Source organism: Rhizobacter sp. P2_G4, assembly GCF_056403575.1.
Genome location: NZ_JBFUFG010000002.1, coordinates 1,277,590 through 1,291,457 on the forward strand (window position 1 = coordinate 1,277,590; position 13,868 = coordinate 1,291,457).

At 63.0% G+C, this 13,868-nt stretch carries 13 protein-coding genes; 8 read left to right on the forward strand and 5 right to left on the reverse strand.

Annotated elements, in window-relative coordinates; all coding sequences use genetic code 11:
• Nucleotides 1-4: 4 nt before the first annotated feature.
• Nucleotides 5-748: a LuxR C-terminal-related transcriptional regulator gene (locus AC1DYS_RS12340; protein ID WP_047485755.1), complete on the reverse strand. Its 744-nt coding sequence runs from the start codon at nucleotides 746-748 to the stop codon at nucleotides 5-7.
• Between the two features lie 201 nt (nucleotides 749-949).
• Nucleotides 950-1,927: an NADPH:quinone oxidoreductase family protein gene (locus AC1DYS_RS12345; protein WP_477899361.1), complete on the reverse strand. Its 978-nt coding sequence runs from the start codon at nucleotides 1,925-1,927 to the stop codon at nucleotides 950-952.
• A gap of 92 nt (nucleotides 1,928-2,019) precedes the next feature.
• On the opposite strand from AC1DYS_RS12345, the gene surE reads away from it, so the two are divergent.
• The 5 genes from surE (at nucleotide 2,020) to rlmD (ending at nucleotide 6,995) form a co-directional block, all read left to right on the forward strand.
• Complete coding sequence (gene surE, locus AC1DYS_RS12350) at nucleotides 2,020-2,766, forward strand: 5'/3'-nucleotidase SurE (RefSeq protein ID WP_477899363.1); 747 nt, start codon at nucleotides 2,020-2,022, stop codon at nucleotides 2,764-2,766.
• Nucleotides 2,763-3,572 carry a protein-L-isoaspartate(D-aspartate) O-methyltransferase gene (locus tag AC1DYS_RS12355; RefSeq protein ID WP_477899365.1) on the forward strand — a complete coding sequence of 270 codons (810 nt, stop codon included), beginning with the start codon at nucleotides 2,763-2,765 and terminating at the stop codon, nucleotides 3,570-3,572. Before surE ends, AC1DYS_RS12355 begins: the two co-directional genes overlap by 4 nt.
• A 5-nt stretch (nucleotides 3,573-3,577) precedes the next feature.
• Complete coding sequence (locus tag AC1DYS_RS12360) at nucleotides 3,578-4,537, forward strand: peptidoglycan DD-metalloendopeptidase family protein (RefSeq protein ID WP_477899640.1); 960 nt, start codon at nucleotides 3,578-3,580, stop codon at nucleotides 4,535-4,537.
• Between the two features lie 76 nt (nucleotides 4,538-4,613).
• A complete protein-coding gene (rpoS, locus tag AC1DYS_RS12365; protein ID WP_477899367.1) occupies nucleotides 4,614-5,624 on the forward strand; it encodes an RNA polymerase sigma factor RpoS in 1,011 nt (336 codons plus the stop codon).
• A 27-nt stretch (nucleotides 5,625-5,651) separates the two neighbouring features.
• Nucleotides 5,652-6,995, forward strand: coding sequence for a 23S rRNA (uracil(1939)-C(5))-methyltransferase RlmD (gene rlmD, locus AC1DYS_RS12370; protein WP_477899369.1), 1,344 nt, complete (start codon nucleotides 5,652-5,654; stop codon nucleotides 6,993-6,995).
• A gap of 57 nt (nucleotides 6,996-7,052) precedes the next feature.
• Here rlmD and AC1DYS_RS12375 read toward each other — a convergent pair whose 3' ends face one another.
• Nucleotides 7,053-7,754 carry a Bax inhibitor-1/YccA family protein gene (locus AC1DYS_RS12375; protein ID WP_477899371.1) on the reverse strand — a complete coding sequence of 234 codons (702 nt, stop codon included), beginning with the start codon at nucleotides 7,752-7,754 and terminating at the stop codon, nucleotides 7,053-7,055.
• A gap of 155 nt (nucleotides 7,755-7,909) precedes the next feature.
• Here AC1DYS_RS12375 and AC1DYS_RS12380 point away from each other — a divergent pair, with 155 nt between their 5' ends.
• On the forward strand, nucleotides 7,910-8,314 hold the full coding sequence (locus AC1DYS_RS12380; protein ID WP_477899373.1) for a GlcG/HbpS family heme-binding protein: 405 nt from the start codon (nucleotides 7,910-7,912) through the stop codon (nucleotides 8,312-8,314).
• A 6-nt stretch (nucleotides 8,315-8,320) separates the two neighbouring features.
• Here the strand turns inward: AC1DYS_RS12380 and AC1DYS_RS12385 are convergent, their stop codons facing one another.
• Together AC1DYS_RS12385 and bfr are read right to left on the reverse strand one after the other, a co-directional pair.
• Entirely contained in the window at nucleotides 8,321-8,542 is a 222-nt protein-coding gene (locus AC1DYS_RS12385; protein ID WP_477899375.1) for a (2Fe-2S)-binding protein, read from the reverse strand.
• A 109-nt stretch (nucleotides 8,543-8,651) separates the two neighbouring features.
• Nucleotides 8,652-9,131: a bacterioferritin gene (gene bfr, locus AC1DYS_RS12390; RefSeq protein ID WP_477899377.1), complete on the reverse strand. Its 480-nt coding sequence runs from the start codon at nucleotides 9,129-9,131 to the stop codon at nucleotides 8,652-8,654.
• Nucleotides 9,132-9,416: 285 nt separating this feature from the next.
• Between bfr and carA the strand changes: the two genes are divergently transcribed.
• A complete protein-coding gene (carA, locus tag AC1DYS_RS12395) occupies nucleotides 9,417-10,574 on the forward strand; it encodes a glutamine-hydrolyzing carbamoyl-phosphate synthase small subunit (RefSeq protein ID WP_477899642.1) in 1,158 nt (385 codons plus the stop codon).
• Nucleotides 10,567-13,833: a carbamoyl-phosphate synthase large subunit gene (gene carB / locus AC1DYS_RS12400; RefSeq protein WP_477899379.1), complete on the forward strand. Its 3,267-nt coding sequence runs from the start codon at nucleotides 10,567-10,569 to the stop codon at nucleotides 13,831-13,833. Before carA ends, carB begins: the two co-directional genes overlap by 8 nt.
• Nucleotides 13,834-13,868: the final 35 nt, after the last annotated feature.

Consider the following 13,868-nt stretch of genomic DNA (forward strand, 5'->3'; position numbering starts at 1 on the left):
GGCGTTAGACCAGACCCTGCTTGCTGGCCAGCACAGCGGCCTCGGCGCGGCTCGACACGTTGAGTTTTTTGTAGATCGACTTGATGTGGTCGTTGACGGTGAACCACTTGATGCCCATCAGGTTTGCGATTTCCTTGATGGTGAAGCCCTTGCTGAGATAGGTCAGCACTTCGCTCTCGCGCGGCGTCAGCCGTTCATGATCCAGCGGCGCACCGCGGCCCAGCGGCATGGGGCGGCTGCTCTGGAAACCCGAGGTGCCTGCCAGGCCCGGCTCGGCCAAGCCGCCCATGCCACCCGGACCCTGCCGGAAGTGGCTCAGCAGCCGCCGGGCGATGGCCGGCGACAGAGGTGGCTGRCCGCGCACGATCTTCTGCAGCTCCTCGACCAACACCTCGAAGCGGTCTTCTTTCAGCAGGTAGCCATCGGCCCCGCATTGCAGGGCGGGGAAGAGGTGGTCGTCGTCGGAATAGAGCGTAGTGACTATCTTGGTGGCGGGATAGCGCGCCAACTCGGCGAGCAGTTCCATGCCGTTGCCGTCGGGAAGCTCCAGGTCGACCAGTACCAGCTTGAACGGGTCGGCCGGTGGTTCGCTGCGCTGGGGGTCAAGCAGGCCCACGTGGCGACGCGCGCTTTCAAGGTCACCGGCCTCGGTGATGATGATGGTGTCGCTGAAGCTCTCGCGCACCACGCGGCAAAGAAAGCTGCGGGCGACCGGGTTGTCCTCAACGATCAAAACCTTGATAGCCATGCCGTACGGACGCTCTCAGGAGGGGCTTGCATCGTAGCGCACTGGACGTGCGGGCTTGTATCCCACGAATACCAGGGTCCGAGGTTGCTGCCAGCCGCTTGCAGACGCCGTGCCAGCCGTGGGTCGTCGTGGCGCAGTCGGTTGCCGGTAGCCTTGAGAGGGCCTCCAGCCGGACTTGTGTGAGAGCGGTGCGCCGGAAGGTCAGTCGTTGACGAGCACGAGCTTCCCACGCACTTGGCGGCTGCCCATTCGGGCAAAGGCTTCGGGCAGCGATGTCATCGGCAGGCGAGCATCGATCACCGGCTTGATCTTGCCCTGGGCGTACCAGTCAGCCAGGGCGGCCAGCGAAGCGGCATGGTTCTTTGGTTCGCGGCGCGCGTACTCGCCCCAGAACACGCCGACGATCGAGGCGCCTTTCAGCAGCGTGAGGTTCAGTGGCAGCGACGGGATGGCACCTTGTGCAAAGCCAATCACCAGGTACCGGCCACGCCATGCGATGGAGCGGAACACCGGCTCGGCCAGGTCGCCGCCCACCGGGTCGTACACGACGTCGGGGCCTTTGCCGTCAGTCAGCGCCTTGATCTCGTCGCGGATGTTGCCCTTGCTGTAGTTGATCGTGGCATCGGCGCCGAGTTCTTTGCACAACGCGCATTTCTCGTCAGTCGACGCAGCAGCAATGACCTTGGCGCCCGCCGCTTTGGCGATCTGGATGGCAGCGGTGCCTACGCCTCCGGCAGCGCCGAGCACCAGCACGGTCTCACCAGCCTTGAGCGCGCCGCGGTCTATCAGCGCGTGATGGGTCGTGCCATAGGTGCACAGGAAGGCGGCGGCGTCGTCGAAGGCAAAGCCCTTGGGCAAGGGCATCAGCAGGTTCGCCTTGACGCATGTGTGGGTGCCGAAGCCGCCACCGCCGCCGAACGCGGCTACTGCGTCGCCGACCATCAGGCCAGTGACGCCTTCACCCAGCGCCTCGATCACGCCGGCGTACTCGGAGCCCGGCACGAAGGGCAGCGGCGGCTTCATCTGATACTTGTTCTGCACGATCAGCAGGTCAGGAAAATTCAGGCTCGCCGCCCGGATGGCGATGCGAACTTCACCGGCCTTGGGTTCGGGCGTCGGCAGCTCCTTCCACTCGAGCGCTTCCGGGCCAATCGGGTTCTCGCAAAGCCATGCCTTCATGATCGTCTCCGTCTGGTTTTGTCAGCGGGAATGATAAACAGCGAGGCCTCTGTGCACGCGTCACGCAGGTGACGAGTCCCTACAATCGCCGCATGCGCATCCTCATTGCCAACGACGATGGTTACCTCGCGCCCGGCCTTGCGGCCCTGGTGCAGGCTTGCGAAGGGCTCGGCGAGATCGACGTCGTGGCACCGGAACAGAACGCCAGCGGGACGTCGAATTCGCTCACGCTGAACCGCCCGCTGTCAGCCTTCACTGCCGCCAACGGCTTTCGCTACTTCAACGGCACGCCGTCCGACTGCGTGCACGTCGCCCTGACGGGCTTGCTGCCGCACCGCCCGGACCTCGTGCTCTCGGGCATCAACAACGGCGCCAACATGGGCGACGACACCTTGTATTCGGGCACCGTGGCGGCGGCGATGGAGGGCTTCTTGTTCGGCATACCCGCCATCGCGTTCTCGCAGGTCGAGAAGGGCTGGGCGCATGTGGACGCTGCGGCGCAGGTCGCGCGCGCCATCGTCGAGCACGTGCTGGCGACGCCGCCAGCCGCCGGGCCGTGGCTGTTGAACGTGAACATTCCGAACCGCGCTGATGCGGTCACGCTGCCCCGCGAATTCACGCGGCTCGGTCGGCGCCATGCAAGCCAGCCGGTGATCCGCCAGACCAACCCGCGCGGCGAACCCATCTACTGGATCGGCCCCGCCGGCGATGCCCGTGACGCTGCCGCCGGCACCGACTTCCACGCCACTGCAAACGGCCGTGTCTCGATCACGCCGCTGCAGGTGGATCTGACGGACCATGCGGCCCTTCCGGCTTGGCGGCAATGGGCCGACCAATGAGTGCCCCGGAGCGGCCCCGTCCGAAATTTCCTTTGCGGCTCGATGGCCTGAGCGGCGCACCCAAGAAGTCTCCGATGTTGCGACCGCAGCAACCGCTGCACCAGGCAGCAGCTGACTCGGCAAGAACGGTCAGGCCATCCGGCCTGGGCCTCGATTCGGCAGATGTGCGCCAGGGCATGATCACCAAATTGCAGGCTATCGGTTTGCGCGATGAGTTGGTGATGGCGGCGCTGGCGAAGGTGCCGCGCCATCTCTTCGTCGACACTGCACTCGCAACGCAGGCCTATGAAGACACCAGTCTGCCGATCGGGCTTGGTCAGACCATTTCAAAGCCTTCAGTGGTCGCTCGCATGATCGAGCTGCTGATGGCCGGCGCCTCGGCACGCGCTCGGCGCGGGCTAGGACACACGCTGGAGATCGGTACCGGCTGYGGTTACCAGGCTGCAGTGTTGTCGCAGCTGTCGAGGCAGGTGATGAGCGTCGAGCGCCTCAAGCCGCTGCACGACAAGGCGCGAGAACTGCTGGCGCCCTTGCGATTGATGAACATTCGGCTGGTGTATGGTGACGGCATGCGGGGGCATCCTCCCAACGCGCCCTACGACAGCATCATTGCCGCAGCGGGCGGCGAGTCGTTGCCAAATGCTTGGCTTGAACAACTTGCCGTCGGCGGGCGTCTAGTCGCTCCAGTGCACGACGCAAGTGGCCGTCGCCAGGTGCTGGTGGTGGTGGACCGAACAGAAGAAGCTTACGAGCGCTCAGTGCATGAGGCCGTGAACTTCGTCCCCTTAAAATCAGGAACGGATTGATGACATTGGCCATGATGCGATGGATAGCAAGCGGCGCGCGAGACGCCCGCAATTCGAGCTGGGCACGGCACGTGGGCGGCGCGCTCGTCGTGCTGGTGTTGGCTGGCTGTGCATCTTCGACATACCGTGCTCCGGTGGAAGACCGCTCGGTGTTGAACCGCGCGGGTGGCTCCGCAGCGACGCCCAGCGCCTTGCCGGCCTCGGCGCCTGCAACGGTCGCTCTTCCCGCAGAACCCGGCAAGGTACTGCCCGGTGCAGAGAATGCCGGCAAGCCTGGCTTCTACACCGTCAAGCCGGGCGACACCTTGATTCGTGTCGGCCTGGAGACCGGGCAGAACTGGAAGGACATCATCAAGTGGAATACCCTGGACAACCCGAACGTCATTGAGGTCGGACAGGTGCTGCGGGTGGTTCCGCCCGGTGCAGATCCCAATGCCGTGGCAACGCGCGGCGTGACGACCGCCAAGCTCGAAACGCGTCCGCTCGATGCACCGAAGGGTCCGCCTGCTTCCGCCTCCGCTGCACCGGCGGCGCCGCCGACCCCACCCCCGGTCGCTCAGCCGACAGCGCCTCCGGCGGCAGCCCGAGAAGGTGATGACGATGTCAACTGGTTGTGGCCGGCTTCTGGGCCGGTGGTTGGCAATTTCGACGAGACACGCACCAAGGGCCTCTCCATTGCCGGCAAGGCCGGTGACCCGGTGCTTGCGGCCGCTGATGGGCGGGTGGTGTATGCCGGCTCGGGGCTGAGAGGCTACGGCAACCTCGTGATCATCAAGCACAACAACACCTACCTCACTGCGTACGCGCATAACCAGACCTTGCTGGTGAAAGAAGAGCAGTCGGTGAAGCGCGGGCAGAAGATCGCCGAAATGGGCGCGACCGATGCCGAGCGGGTGCTACTGCACTTCGAGATCCGCAAGCAGGGCAAGCCCATCGACCCTGCCAGGTTGCTGCCGCCGCGCTGAAGCGCGATTGGCCTAGCTTCAAACCCGTTCCGCGCGCAGCACCATGAGCAAGAAGCGCAGCACACAGAACGGGCTTGTGCCAGATTCTGCGGCCCAGATTCCGGTGTCGCCGACGGTTGCTCAGTTCTCGCCGCCGAGCCTTCAGTCGGTACTGCAAGGCACAGCGGATTCCGCACCCGACGCGGCAGACCCATTGATCGAAGACGCGCCCGCGGCCATCGAGATCGCGGCGGGTGACGGTGAGGTCGGCAACACCTTGCAGACCTACCTGCGCGAGATTCGCCGTGCGCCCTTGCTCACGCCGCAAGAAGAGTTCGAGACGGCGACCCGGGCCCGCGCTGGCGATTTCGCCGCCCGCCAGCAGATGATCGAGCGCAATCTTCGTCTTGTGGTGAGCATTGCCAAGAACTACCTCGGGCGCGGCTTGCCGATGACCGATCTGATCGAAGAGGGCAATCTCGGGCTTATGCACGCCATCGGCAAATTCGAGCCAGAGCGTGGTTTCCGTTTCTCCACCTATTCGTCGTGGTGGATACGGCAGAGCATCGAGCGGGCGATCATGCATCAGGCTCGATTGGTTCGATTGCCGGTGCATGTGGTGCGCGAGCTCAACCACGTGCTGAAGGCGCGTCGTGCACTTGAAGCCGCGTTGACGCATGCGGATGGCGACCAGCCGGTGCGAGTCGAAGACATTGCAGCTCGACTGGGCCGCCCGGTTCACGAAGTCAGCGAGTTGCTGAAGTTCTCCGAAGCACCGACGTCGCTGGATGCACCGTTGGACCGAGATGGCTCCGAGTCGATGCTTGACAGCGTGGCCGACGATGGTGCCAGCGACCCGGCCAGCCACACTCTGAATCACGAGGTCGACGTGCTGCTTCAGCACGGCCTGGACGAACTCAACGATCGCGAGCGCGAGGTGCTGGCGGGACGCTATGGGCTGCGCGATCGCGAGCCCGAGACGCTGGAGGTGTTGGCCGAGCGGTTGGGGCTCACGCGTGAACGCATCCGCCAGATCCAGCAGGAGGCGCTGGTCAAGCTCAAGCGCCGCATGGCCCGAAGCGGCATCAACCGCGAGTCGCTTTTTTGAGGCGCTGGGGCTGAGACAATTGGTCTCATGACAGCAGCAGATGAGTGGTTGAAGGTCGAGTCTCTCGACCTCGAGGCGCAGGGCGTTGCACACAACGCCGAGGGCAAGGTGGTCTTCATCGAAGGTGCTTTGCCAGGCGAAGAAGTACTGGTCAGCGTCCAGCGCAAGAAGAACAACTGGGAGCAGGCCTCCCTCGTGGCGTTGCGGCATGAAAGCTCACAGCGCGTGACGCCCGGTTGCCGGCACTTCGGCACCTGCGGCGGCTGCAAGATGCAGCACTTTCATGTCGGCGCGCAGGTCGCGACCAAGCAGCGTGCGCTGGAAGATGCGCTCTGGCACCTGGGCAAGGTGAAGGCCGAGCGCATGCTGCGGCCGATCGAGGGCCCATCCTGGGGCTATCGCTATCGGGCGCGCTTGTCCGTGCGCTACGTCGTCAAGAAAGAGCGCGTGTTGGTCGGCTTTCATGAGCGCAAGTCGAGCTACGTGGCCGACATGGACAGTTGCGAAATTCTGCCGCCGCACCTGAGTGCGATGCTCGTGCCGCTTCGCGACCTGATCACCGGCATGGACCAGCGCGACCGGTTGCCGCAGATCGAGGTGGCGGTGGGCGACGAGGTCACTGCGCTGGTGTTGCGGCACCTCGAGCCGTTGACTGAGAAGGACCTGCAGCGGCTGCGCGATTTCGCGTCAGCCCATGGCGTGCAGTGGTGGCTGCAGCCGAAGGGGCCGGAAACAGTTCATCGGCTGGATGCTGAAGGGCCGTCGCTGGCTTACACCTTGCCGGAGTTCGGCATCAGCATGCCGTTCAAGCCCACCGATTTCACGCAGGTCAATCACCAGATCAACCGCGTGCTCGTCAGCCGGGCGTTGCGCCTGCTTGATTCGAAGCCGGACGAGCGGGTGATTGACTGGTTTTGCGGCTTGGGCAACTTCACGCTGCCGATCGCCACGCAAGCCGGCGAGGTACTGGGAATCGAAGGCAGCGAGACGCTGGTCGCCCGCTCACGCGAGAACGCGGCCCTCAATGGCCTGGGTGGCAAGACGAGCTTCGTCGCGCGCAACCTCTTCGAGATCACGCCGGAAGAGCTGGCCAGCTATGGCAACGCAGGCAAATGGCTGGTCGACCCCCCGCGCGAAGGTGCGTTCGCGTTGGCAAAGGCGCTGGCCGATYTGGCGGCCGACCCCATCCGGGCCATGAGCTATGTGCCGCCAAGTCGAATCGTCTATGTCAGCTGCAACCCCGCGACGCTGGCACGAGATGCCGGCCTGCTGGTGCACCAGGCCGGCTACACCTGCGTGGCAGCCGGGGCGATCAACATGTTCCCGCACACGGCACACGTCGAAAGCATGGCGGTCTTCGAAAGAAGCTGACCAGAAAAAAAGAAGGGGGCCCCAAAGGGCCCCCGCCTTCCGACCCGCCGATAGGCGTTAGTCGCGTTCGCCGCCAAAGATGCCGAGGATGCTCAGCAGATTGACGAAGACGTTATAGACGTCCAGATAGATCGCCAGCGTGGCAGTGATGTAGTTGGTTTCACCGCCGTCGATCACGCGCTTCAGGTCGTACACCATGTAGGCCGAGAAGATCACGATCGCAAGCACTGACACGGTGAGCATCAGCGCCGGCATCTGCAGCCAGATGTTGGCCACGCTCGCTGCAATGATGCCGAGCAGGCCGACGAACAGCCATTTGCCCATGCCGGAGATGTCGCGCTTAATGGTGGTGGCCACAGTGGCCATGCCGAAGAACACCAGCGCGGTGCCGCCAAAGGCCATCGCGATCAGCTGGCTGCCGTTGCGATAGTTGCCCAACACGCTGCCGATCATTCGCGACAGCATCAAGCCCATGAAGAAGGTGAAGGCCAGCAGCAAGACCACACCCAGGCCTGAGTTCTTCGTCTTCTCGATGGCGAAGAAGAAGCCGAACGCGACGCCCATGAAGACCATGAAGCCGATGAGCGGGTTGCGTGCGAACCAGTTGAACCCCATTTGCATGCCCACCCAGGAACCCAGCACCGTGGGCACCATGGAAAGCGCCAGCAACCAGTAAGTGTTGCGAAGCACACGGCTGCGCTGATCGGCCGTGGTGATCGAGCCGGTCATGCCGTATGCGGTCTGCAGGTTGTCGTTCATGGAAACTCCTAGTGAAAAACTGCCTGGGTCAGACCCGGGCAGGTGAATTCTAGTTCCCCACTGGCATAGTGCGACATTCCTGCAGGCCCGTGTCGCGACGAAAGTCCATCGACCGGCACAGGCACGCAATCACTTTCACAACTACGGGAACACCGATGAAGACCAAGCCGATGCTGACCCTCGAGGACGTCAAGAAAATCGCAGCCGCAGCTGAAGCAGAGGCGCTCCGCCAAGCCTGGGCAGTGACGATTTCCATCGTCGACGACGGAGGCCACCTGCTGTGGCTGCAAAGGCTTGATGGTGCGGCGCCGATTTCGGCCCACATCGCACCGGCCAAGGCTCACACCGCAGCACTCGGGCAGCGCGAAAGCAAGGTCTACGAAGACATGATCAACCAGGGGCGGACGGCGTTTCTGAGTGCGCCGGAGGTCCAAGGGCTGCTCGAAGGCGGCGTGCCCATCCTCGTGCAAGGACAGTGCGTGGGCGCCGTGGGCGTCAGTGGGGTGAAGGCGAGCGAAGACGTTCAAATCGCCAAGGCCGGCATCGCGGCCCTGGGCTGAGCGTATTCAGGCAGCGATCGGAATCAACGCGAAGGTCGCTGCGTGAGGCCGGTTGCCCGACGACGACGAGCGAGCGTTATCGAACACGTCCCGCGCGCAGTCGGCGCAGCTGCCGCAGCAGGATGCGACTCCGCTGTCCATCTGCAGTTCGTCAAAGCTGGCGCAGCCATTGCGAACGTGGCGCTCGATGTCGCGGTCTGAGATGCGGTGACACACGCAAACAATCATTCGAATCGCTCCCGGCCCGATTCAGTGGGCCGTCAGACGCGATCATAAATAAGAATGATTCGTAATTCAAGGGGCGATCAAGCCCCTGTTTGCGGGAGGTTTTGGCAATTCAGGAAGCCACGTCGCCCATCTGGGATTGCAGATAGTTCTGCAGGCCCACCTTGGTGACCAAGTCGAGCTGGGTTTCCAGGAAATCGATGTGCTCTTCGGTGTCGTCAAGGATCTCCTGCAGCAAGTCGCGAGAGACATAGTCACGTACCGATTCGCAGTGTGCAATGCCGTCTTTGATGGTGGCTTGCGCGCCTTGCTCTGACTTCAGGTCGCAATTCAGGATCTCGACGGTGTCTTCGCCGACCAGCAGCTTCCCAAGGTCTTGCAGATTGGGTAGTCCATCCAGTGTGAAGATTCGATCCATCAGGCGGTCCGCATGCTTCATCTCGCCGATCGATTCGGCGTATTCCTTGGCCGCCAGCTTGTCCAAGCCCCAGTGCTTGAGCATGCGGTAGTGCAGGAAATACTGGTTGATGGCCGTGAGCTCGTTCTTCAGCTGTGCGTTGAGCCACTCGATGACCTTGGGGTCGCCCTTCATGCTTCACTCCTCGTTTGATAGGCGCTGATTATGGGTGCGGAGGCACCACTCAAGTCCTTGTCCCGCGGGCCGTACCGGGCTCTAGAAACGATAAGCGTTCTTACTCCAGACCGGGGAGGCTGCGCCTCTTGCCTCGGGTACAATTCGAAGGTTTACCCGCAACCCCACCGCCCAGCGAATCTCTCGCTGTTTCCTGCCGAAAACTCCACCAGTTTTCCCAACCGGTCTCGTGCTCGAAGAGCAGAGCTGGGCGCGCACAAATCGGAGAATCGTGTGCCCCCGCCATTGCTGCCAAATCAAGCTCAGGCTCTCCTTGCACTTGCGGACGGAACGGTCTTCCAAGGCGTGTCCATCGGTGCTGCCGGCCACACGGTCGGCGAAGTGGTGTTCAACACCGCGCTGACCGGCTACCAGGAAATCCTCACCGACCCGAGCTACTGCCGCCAGATCGTCACGCTGACCTATCCGCACATCGGCAACTACGGTGTCAATGTTGAAGACGTCGAGGCCAGCAAGGTGTTCGCCGCCGGCCTGATCATCAAAGACTTGTCGATCGTCGCATCCAACTTCCGCCAGAACATGAATCTGTCGGACTACCTCAAGCGCGAGGGCACCGTTGCCATTGCCAACATCGATACCCGTCGGCTGACGCGCGTACTGCGCAGCAAGGGCGCGCAGAACGGTTGCATATTCACGCTGCCTCTTGGCGAGACTTTGACGGCTGCGCACGCGGACAAGGCGATCTCGCTGGCCAAGTCGGCACCGTCCATGAACGGCCTTGATTTGGCGAAGGTGGTCAGCCAGACGGACGTCACCGAATGGAGTGAAACCGAATGGGTGCTGGAAGGCGGTTACGGCTCGCTCAAGTCGCCCCGCTTCCACGTGGTGGCTTACGACTTCGGGGTGAAGCGCAACATCCTTCGCATGCTCGCCAGCCGTGGTTGCAAGGTGACTGTGGTGCCTGCTCAGACCTCGTCGGCCGATGTGCTCGCACGCAAGCCCGACGGCATCTTCCTCAGCAACGGCCCGGGTGACCCTGAGCCTTGCGATTACGCCATTCAAGCGACACGTGAGCTCATCGACGCGGGCATTCCCACGTTCGGCATTTGCCTCGGGCACCAGATCCTGGCGCTGGCCTCGGGCGCCAAGACCTTCAAGATGAAGTTCGGCCACCACGGTGCCAACCATCCGGTAAAAGATCTGGACGATGGCCGCGTCAGCATCACCAGCCAGAACCATGGTTTCGCGGTCGATGAGAAAACRCTGCCTGCCAACCTGCGCCCCACGCACGTGAGCCTGTTCGACGGCACGCTGCAAGGCCTGGCTCGCACAGACAAACCGGCCTTCTGCTTCCAAGGCCACCCCGAGGCCTCGCCCGGACCGCATGACATCTCGTACCTGTTCGACCGCTTCACCGCGCTGATGGAGAAGAACAATGCCTAAGCGCGCAGACCTCAAGAGCATCCTCATCATCGGCGCCGGCCCGATCATCATCGGCCAGGCCTGCGAGTTCGACTATTCCGGCGCGCAAGCTTGCAAGGCGCTCCGCGAAGAAGGCTACAAGGTCATCCTCGTCAACAGCAACCCGGCGACGATCATGACCGACCCGGAGATGGCCGATGTCACCTACATCGAGCCCATCACATGGCAAGTGGTCGAGAAGATCATCGCGAAGGAGCGGCCTGATGCAGTGCTGCCCACCATGGGGGGCCAGACCGCGCTGAACTGCGCCCTGGATTTGCACAAGAACGGCGTGCTCGCCAAGTACGGCGTCGAGATGATCGGGGCCAACGAGAAGGCGATCGAGAAAGCCGAAGACCGCCTGAAATTCAAGGATGCGATGACGGGCATCGGCCTGCATTCCGCCAAGTCTGGCATTGCCCACTCAATGGAAGATGCGCTCGCCGTTCAGCGCCGCATCACGCAAGATATTGGCGGCACCGGCTTCCCGATGGTGATCCGCCCGAGCTTCACGCTGGGCGGCACGGGTGGCGGCATTGCTTACAACCCGGAAGAGTTCGAAGAGATCTGCAAGCGCGGGCTCGACCTGTCGCCCACCAAGGAACTGCTGATCGAAGAAAGCCTCATCGGTTGGAAAGAATTCGAGATGGAAGTCGTGCGCGACCGCGCCGACAACTGCATCATCGTGTGCTCCATCGAGAATCTCGACCCGATGGGCATCCACACCGGTGACTCGATCACCGTGGCGCCGGCGCAGACGCTCACCGACAAAGAGTACCAACTCCTGCGCAACGCAAGCATCGCGATCCTGCGTGAAATCGGTGTGGACACCGGCGGCTCCAACGTGCAGTTCTCCATCAACCCGAAGGACGGCCGCATGGTCGTCATCGAGATGAACCCGCGCGTGAGCAGATCGTCGGCTTTGGCCTCCAAGGCCACGGGTTTCCCCATCGCGAAGGTGGCCGCCAAACTCGCCGTCGGCTACACGCTCGACGAGTTGCGCAACGACATCACCGGTGGCGCGACGCCAGCTTCGTTCGAGCCCAGCATCGACTACGTGGTCACCAAGATCCCGCGCTTCGCCTTTGAGAAGTTCCCGGCGGCCGACTCGCACCTGACGACGCAGATGAAGTCTGTCGGCGAAGTGATGGCGATGGGCCGCACCTTCCAGGAAAGCTTTCAGAAAGCCTTGCGCGGCCTGGAGACTGGCATCGACGGCTTGACCGAGCGCTCGACCGATAGGGACGAGATCATCGAAGAGATCGGTGAAGCTGGCCCTGAGCGCATCCTGTACGTCGGTGACGCGTTCCGCATCGGCATGAGCCTGCAGGAAGTGTTCGAAGAGACCGCCATCGACCCGTGGTTCCTGGCGCAGATCGAGCAGTTGATCCAGGCCGAGAAGGCGCTGGCCGGTCGTGCGCTCGATGGCCTCTCGACCGAAGAGCTGCGCTTTCTCAAGCAGAAGGGGTTTTCCGACAGGCGCCTGGCCAAGTTGCTGGGCACGCACCAGCACGCCGTGCGCGAGGCGCGCTGGGCGAAGAACGTGCGCCCCGTCTACAAGCGGGTGGACACCTGCGCGGCCGAGTTTGCCACGCAGACCGCCTACATGTACTCCACCTATGACGAGGAGTGCGAGGCCGAGCCCACTAACCGCAAGAAGATCATGGTGCTCGGTGGCGGTCCAAACCGCATCGGCCAGGGCATCGAGTTCGATTACTGCTGCGTGCACGCTGCGCTGGCGATGCGCGAAGACGGCTACGAGACCATCATGGTCAACTGCAATCCCGAGACGGTGTCGACCGATTACGACACCTCGGATCGCCTGTACTTCGAGCCGGTGACGCTGGAAGACGTGCTCGAGATCGTCGACAAGGAAAAGCCGGTCGGTGTGATCGTGCAGTACGGCGGCCAGACGCCGCTGAAGCTGGCGCTCGATCTTGAGCGTGCAGGTGTCCCGATCGTCGGCACCTCGCCCGACAGCATCGACATTGCCGAAGACCGTGAGCGCTTCCAGAAACTGCTACAGCAGCTTGGCCTGAAGCAGCCGCCGAACCGCACCGCCCGCACCGAGGAGCAGGCGCTCGTCTTGGCTCAAGAAATCGGTTACCCGCTGGTTGTGCGCCCGAGCTACGTGTTGGGTGGGCGCGCGATGGAAATCGTGCACGGCGACAAGGACCTCGAGCGCTACATGCGCGAAGCCGTCAAGGTGTCGGAGAAGTCGCCGGTGCTGCTCGATCGCTTTCTCGATGACGCGATCGAGGTCGACGTCGATTGCATCAGCGACGGCAGCGACCGGGCCGACGGCACGATGATCGGCGGCATCATGGAACACGTTGAACAGGCGGGCATCCACTCCGGCGACTCGGCGTGCTCGCTGCCTCCTTACTCGCTGCCCAAGACACTTCAAGGCGAACTGCGCCGCCAGACGATCGCGATGGCGCGCGCTCTCAAGGTCAAGGGGCTGATGAACGTCCAGTTCGCCATCCAGGGCGAGGGCGCCGACGCGGTGGTCTACGTTCTCGAAGTGAATCCGCGGGCGTCGCGCACGGTGCCCTTCGTTTCCAAGGCGACGGGGCAGCCATTGGCGAAGATTGCTGCTCGCTGCATGGTGGGTCAGAAGCTGTCGGAGCAAAAGGATCGCCACGGCCGCGTGCCGAGCGAAGTCATTCCACCGTACTTCTCGGTGAAGGAAGCGGTCTTCCCGTTCAACAAGTTCCCCGGCGTGGATCCGATCCTTGGCCCGGAGATGCGCTCCACCGGCGAGGTGATGGGGGCAGGGCGCAGCTTCGGCGAAGCCATGCTCAAGAGTCAGCTCGGCGCGGGCTCGCGCCTGCCGACCAAGGGCACGGTTTGCATCACGGTCAAGAATGGCGATAAGGCGCGCGCAGTCGTCGTAGCTCGTGATTTGCACGCCCTCGGTTTCCAGGTCATCGCGACCAAGGGCACGGCCGCGGCCATCGCCGAAGGTGGCGTGCCGGTGAAGGCCGTCAACAAGGTCAAGGATGGCCGGCCCCACATCGTCGACATGGTGAAGGCAGGAGAGATCCAGCTCGTCTTCACCACGGTGGATGAAACGCGTACGGCAATCGCTGACTCGCGCCACATCCGCCAGGCTGCACTTGCCAACCGCATCACCTACTACACCAGCATGGCTGGCTGTGAGGCTGCTGTCGAAGGCATGAAGCACCAGGATGATCTGGTGGTGCTATCCCTGCAGGAACTGCACGCGGAACTGCACTAGACTTTCTCGATCTCCTGGGGGGAACGCGGGACGCC